General features: G+C 43.6%; 1 pseudogene. It reads left to right on the top strand.

The window, feature by feature from the left end:
* Window positions 1–134: 134 nt before the first annotated feature.
* Window positions 135–649: pseudogene (locus DW922_RS17185) on the top strand (hybrid sensor histidine kinase/response regulator); the annotation flags it as partial.

Below are 649 nucleotides of genomic sequence, written 5' to 3'. Positions count from 1 at the left end.
CGCTTTTGCAAAAGATGATGACAGAGGAATCTGTGAGCAGATGAGCCAGACACTGGAAGAAATGCGTCAGGATGGCACATCCCTGAAAATCATTGAAAAATATCTGGATGATCCCCAGAAGTATCTGGAGGTGGATGATCGTGGATATTAAGAGAAAGAAAAAAGAAAAACGAATCCAGCTGTTCGGCGGTCTGATTGGAGTCTGTGTGGCTGTAGCCTCTCTGTTTTATTTCTTCCACGCAGAAAAAGCGGAAGCAGAGAAAAGAATGGTGGAGATTGTAAACTATGTGAAAGTGCAGTGCTCCACCTACACCCATTTTAATGAATCTTCGGAATCAAAAAGCCTCCTCCGTGCCATTGAAAGTGCCAGACAGATGAGTACAAATATTAAAATGGAAATAGAAAACGGCGGTCAGCTAAGCCGGGATTTCCTGAAGGAAAACCTGCAGACTCTCTGGGTGGATGGTATCATTGTACTGGATGCAGAAGGAAAGACGGACTGTGAATACAGCACGGATGAGTCTCTGGCTAATGAGATTACGGAGTATCTGCAAAAAGAAATTATCATGGATTTTGCCGGATATGAAGAAAGAAGCTATTCGGAACGGTTTACCAGGGAAGATGGATCCTTTATTGACATTGCAGCCTG

The organism is Clostridium sp. AM42-4, from assembly GCF_003480105.1.
Taxonomy (GTDB): Bacteria; Bacillota; Clostridia; order Lachnospirales; family Lachnospiraceae; genus Brotaphodocola.
Note: the sequence above shows the minus strand (reverse complement) of the source record. Positions and strands in the feature narration are given on the sequence as shown.